Source organism: Neisseria sp. HMSC70E02, from assembly GCF_001838645.1.
GTDB lineage: Bacteria > Pseudomonadota > Gammaproteobacteria > Burkholderiales > Neisseriaceae > Neisseria > Neisseria macacae.
Genome location: NZ_KV838102.1, coordinates 1 through 4,060 on the forward strand (window position 1 = coordinate 1; position 4,060 = coordinate 4,060).

The following is a 4,060-nucleotide window of genomic DNA, read 5'->3' on the forward strand; positions in this document are numbered from 1 at the left end:
GAGGGGATGTCCAACTTTTGGGGTGCAGTTCAAATGGGATTCCCGTTTTCAGACGACCTTTTTTAAGCTTAGGCTTTACCGTTTGCCGATATTGTGAAATATCTTGCCCATATCGTTTAAGAAACGGGGTTCGCGCTGGATCAGGTAAACAATCAAGGGGATATTGCCGATGGCGACGATCAGGTAAAGCAGGGAAATGCTGTCGAACAGCATCAAGAGTACCGCGCTTAAAATAGCAGCCGATACCATGAACACGCCATTGATAATGTTGTTGGCGGCGACGGCGTGGGCGCGGAAGGATTCGCTGCTGGCGGTTTGCAGCCAAGTGTAGAGCGGGACGGAGAAGAAGCCGCCGAAGAAACCGATCAGCGTCATGACGAGCATGACGGGATACGCCATGCCTTGCGACAGGAACCAGGTGATGCCGTTGAGTTCGGTAAAGCGTTGCCCTTGGGTCAGCCATACCAAAATCAAGCCGAATACGGTCAAACCCGTCGTGCCGACGGTTACCAAGCCCAAGAGCAGGCGTTCGTGGCTGAGTTTGGCGCACAACACCGAGCCGGCGGCGATGCCGATGGAGAATAGGGCGAGCATGAGGTTGAAGACGCTGTCGTTGCCGCCCAAATGGATTTGCGTGAAAGTCGGCAGTTGGGTGGTGTAAACCGAGCCAATAAACCAAAACCATGAAATGCCGATGATGGATGTGAAGACGGAATCATATTGCGCGGTTTCGCGCAGGAGCGCGTGCGTACCTTTGACGATGTTCCATTCGATTTTGGTGTTGGGGGCTTTGGCGGGGACGTTAGGCATGAAGAAGCTGGTCAACGTACCGCCGATGGAGACGAGCAAGACTAAGATGCCGACGACGGAGGGCGGCAAGCCTGCGACGGACGTGCCTAAAATCTGACCGAACAAAATGGCGATGAACGTTCCCGATTCGATCAGGCTGTTGCCCATAATCAGCTCTTTGTCGTTGAGGTAATCGGGCAGGATGGCGTATTTCAGTGGGCCGAACAACGTCGATTGCGCGCCCATGCAAAACAGACAGATCAAGAGCAGCGGGGCGGACTGGATATAGAAGCCGAACGCCGCCACCGCCATAATGACGATTTCCAATACTTTGATCCATCGCGCCAAGACGGCTTTGTCGAATTTGGTGCTCAATTGTCCCGACAGCGCGGAAAACAGGAAATACGGCAGGATAAACAGCAGCGCGCCCAAGTTCAGCATTTGGCTGGCGGGCAGAAAGTTGTTTTTGCCCAAACCGTAGAAGCTGATCATCACAAACAGCGCGGTTTTGAACATATTGTCGTTGAACGCGCCCAGAAACTGCGTGCCGAATAGTGGGGCGAAACGGCGGCTGGTCGGGAAATTCAGATTGTCTTTTTTGAGGCTCATTTTTCGGATTCTTGTTCTTCTTTTTCTATTTCGTTTTCAAGCAGCTTGTCGGTGGAATCGTCGTCCATCAGAATGCGGTGTGCCGGACCTTCGAGGTCGTCAAACTGTCCGTTTTTGCCCGACCACCAGAAAAAATAGCCGATGGCAAACGCCAAAATAATGCTGATGGGCACTAAGATAAACATACTTTCCATCACATCGCTCCGGTCAAATCGGTTAAGACAAAAGTCTGTCCCGATACGGTCAGATATTCGTTGCGCAGCGAGCCGACGGGGGCGTCGTCAAAAAACAGCTCGATACGGTCTTTCACGACGCGCCAATATTGCGGAATCTCGGTTTGCCCGAAAGGCGCCAAAACCTCCGCCGCCGCGCCTTCTTCACTTTGCAGCTTGACGGCGAAACGCCCGCTCTGCGGCTGCGTTTCGGATTCATCATCCGGCAGCATGATGAAAAAGCCCACATGGGCGCCTTGTTGCGTATGGATACTGAAATAGTGCATATCAAAGAATCTTAAAAGGCTGCCGCTGTTTTCAGACGACATAGTGAATACAAAAACTTTCTAAATGTAACAGTTTGACACGCCCCTGCAAAGGGCTTTACGCCCCCGCGTTCGACAGGTCGTCTGAAAACCAACCGTTTCCCTTTAAACATCAATATCTTCCTTTATCGCTTTCCGCCTGCTCCAAGTCAAACATTAAGCCAAGCAGCCGCCCCCGTTTTTTGCTAGAATAGCGCGGTTTACATTCATCAACCGATTTCAGACGACCCTGTCCAACCGGCGGCGGCAGAAACCACACGGAAAGCAATATTCATAAAGTTGCCCCATTCCGAATGTAGCAATCATTTTTCTTTCATAGATTTTACGCCACTAACCGATACGGCCTGCCGCGCAGATGCCCGGCTCGAACCTCAACGCATCCATTATGCCTGCGGGAGATGTTTGGCGGTATATCCACGACAAAGAACAGATTGCCGATACTGCCCGCACAGGTCGTCTGAAACATCCAGGAGCCACAACAAATGACCCAAAAACTCATCTTAGTTTTGAACTGCGGCAGCTCATCCCTCAAAGGCGCCGTGCTGGATAACGACAGCGGCGAAGTCCTGCTCAGCTGCCTTGCCGAAAAACTCAACCTGCCCGACGCTTACATCACGTTCAAAGTAAACGGCGAAAAACACAAAGTCGACCTGTCCGCCAAGCCCGACCACACCGGCGCAGTTGAAGCCCTGATGGAGGAACTCAAAGCCCACGGCCTCGACAGCCGCATCGGCGCCATCGGCCACCGTGTCGTCAGCGGCGGCGAGTTGTACAGCGAATCCATCCTCGTTGACGACGAAGTTATCGCCGGCATCGAAAAATGTATTCCGCTCGCTCCTCTGCACAACCCCGCTCACCTCTTGGGTCTGCGTGCTGCACAAAGCATTTTCAAAGGCCTGCCCAACGTTGTCGTATTCGACACCGCCTTCCACCAAACCATGCCGGAACATGCCTACACATACGCAATTCCGCATGAACTGTATGAAAAATACGGCTTGCGTCGCTACGGCGCGCACGGTACCAGCTACCGTTTCGTTGCCGACGAAACCGCACGCTTCCTCGGCAAAGACAAAAAAGACCTGCGCATGGTGATTGCCCACTTGGGTAACGGCGCGTCCATTACCGCCGTCGCCAACGGAGAATCACGCGATACCAGCATGGGCCTGACCCCGCTGGAAGGCCTCGTGATGGGTACGCGCAGCGGCGACATCGATCCCGCAGTCTTCGGCTTCCTCGCTGAAAACGCCAACATGACCATCACCCAAATCACCGACATGCTGAACAAAAAATCCGGCCTGCTCGGCTTGTCCGGCCTGTCCAACGACTGCCGTACCATCGAAGAAGAATCCGGCAAAGGCCATCCCGGCGCGAAACTCGCCCTGGACGTCTTCATCTACCGCCTCGCCAAATACATCGGTAGCATGGCTGTGGCAGCCGGCGGCCTGGACGTGCTCGTCTTCACCGGCGGTATCGGCGAAAACTCCGACATCATCCGCGAGCGCGTACTCGGCTACTTGGGCTTCCTCGGTCTGAAAGCCGACCACGAAGCCAACCTGAAAGCCCGCTTCGGTAACGCCGGCGTGATTACGACTGCCGACAGCTCAGCCGTCGCCGTTGTTATCCCGACCAACGAAGAATTGATGATTGCACACGACACCGCCCGTCTGAGCGGCCTGTAATACAGCGAGTCATCCGATAAAAAACCTGCCGAAAACGGCAGGTTTTTGTTTGTACTGCAAAAAAGCATGATTTGTCTGCATGACCCGCTTCGGGATTTTCTCTCCGCCGTCAAACGAAAGGAGAGGGTGTAGGTTTTTCTGCTTCGTATCCAACGATCCCCATCACGTTTTCCTCCCTTTCAGCAAGAGCCGCGATAAGTTGCTTTTCAGTAAAAAGGTCGTCTGAAAACCATTTTCAGACGACCTTTTCATCGCTATGGCTTCACAGGCTTCAAAGTCGGCAAAACCGTATCCCAAATCGCAAGGACTTCGGCTTCACTGCGCTTCGTTCCGTCTTTTTTCTCAGTGCCAAACTGCATCATGATGCGCGGGTCGCCGCCGTCGCGTTCCCAAAAGAACATATATTTGTTGCCGCCCCATTTCACCAATTTTTCCTCACCCGACA

General features: G+C 53.3%; 4 protein-coding genes and 1 pseudogene. 1 reads left to right on the forward strand and 4 read right to left on the reverse strand.

From position 1 onward, the window contains the following. Positions 1–75 precede the first annotated feature (75 nt). The 3 genes from HMPREF3277_RS08430 to HMPREF3277_RS08440 are packed head-to-tail and all read right to left on the reverse strand — an operon-like array spanning position 76 to position 1,897. The gene (locus HMPREF3277_RS08430) at positions 76–1,398 is read right to left on the reverse strand and encodes an MFS transporter (RefSeq protein WP_070870791.1); all 1,323 of its coding nucleotides are present in this window, start codon (positions 1,396–1,398) and stop codon (positions 76–78) included. Beyond that, entirely contained in the window at positions 1,395–1,592 is a 198-nt protein-coding gene (gene ccoS, locus HMPREF3277_RS08435) for a cbb3-type cytochrome oxidase assembly protein CcoS (RefSeq protein ID WP_003744897.1), read from the reverse strand. The genes HMPREF3277_RS08430 and ccoS overlap by 4 nt, the downstream gene beginning before the upstream one ends. Then, positions 1,592–1,897 carry an HLGFF motif protein gene (locus tag HMPREF3277_RS08440; protein WP_049223426.1) on the reverse strand — a complete coding sequence of 102 codons (306 nt, stop codon included), beginning with the start codon at positions 1,895–1,897 and terminating at the stop codon, positions 1,592–1,594. The genes ccoS and HMPREF3277_RS08440 overlap by 1 nt, the downstream gene beginning before the upstream one ends. Before the next feature lie 521 nt (positions 1,898–2,418). Here HMPREF3277_RS08440 and HMPREF3277_RS08445 point away from each other — a divergent pair. After that, positions 2,419–3,615 carry an acetate kinase gene (locus HMPREF3277_RS08445; RefSeq protein ID WP_070870792.1) on the forward strand — a complete coding sequence of 399 codons (1,197 nt, stop codon included), beginning with the start codon at positions 2,419–2,421 and terminating at the stop codon, positions 3,613–3,615. Between the two features lie 254 nt (positions 3,616–3,869). On the opposite strand, the pseudogene HMPREF3277_RS08450 reads toward HMPREF3277_RS08445, so the two are convergent. Beyond that, positions 3,870–4,060 (reverse strand): annotated as a pseudogene (locus tag HMPREF3277_RS08450) (hypothetical protein); the annotation flags it as partial.

Bases quoted from the DNA above. Each gene is read 5' to 3' on its own strand.
- HMPREF3277_RS08430 (WP_070870791.1), bottom strand. From the start codon at position 1,398: ATGAGCCTCAAAAAAGACAATCTGAATTTCCCGACCAGCCGCCGTTTC.
- ccoS (WP_003744897.1), bottom strand. From the start codon at position 1,592: ATGGAAAGTATGTTTATCTTAGTGCCCATCAGCATTATTTTGGCGTTT.
- HMPREF3277_RS08440 (WP_049223426.1), bottom strand. From the start codon at position 1,897: ATGCACTATTTCAGTATCCATACGCAACAAGGCGCCCATGTGGGCTTT.
- HMPREF3277_RS08445 (WP_070870792.1), top strand. From the start codon at position 2,419: ATGACCCAAAAACTCATCTTAGTTTTGAACTGCGGCAGCTCATCCCTC.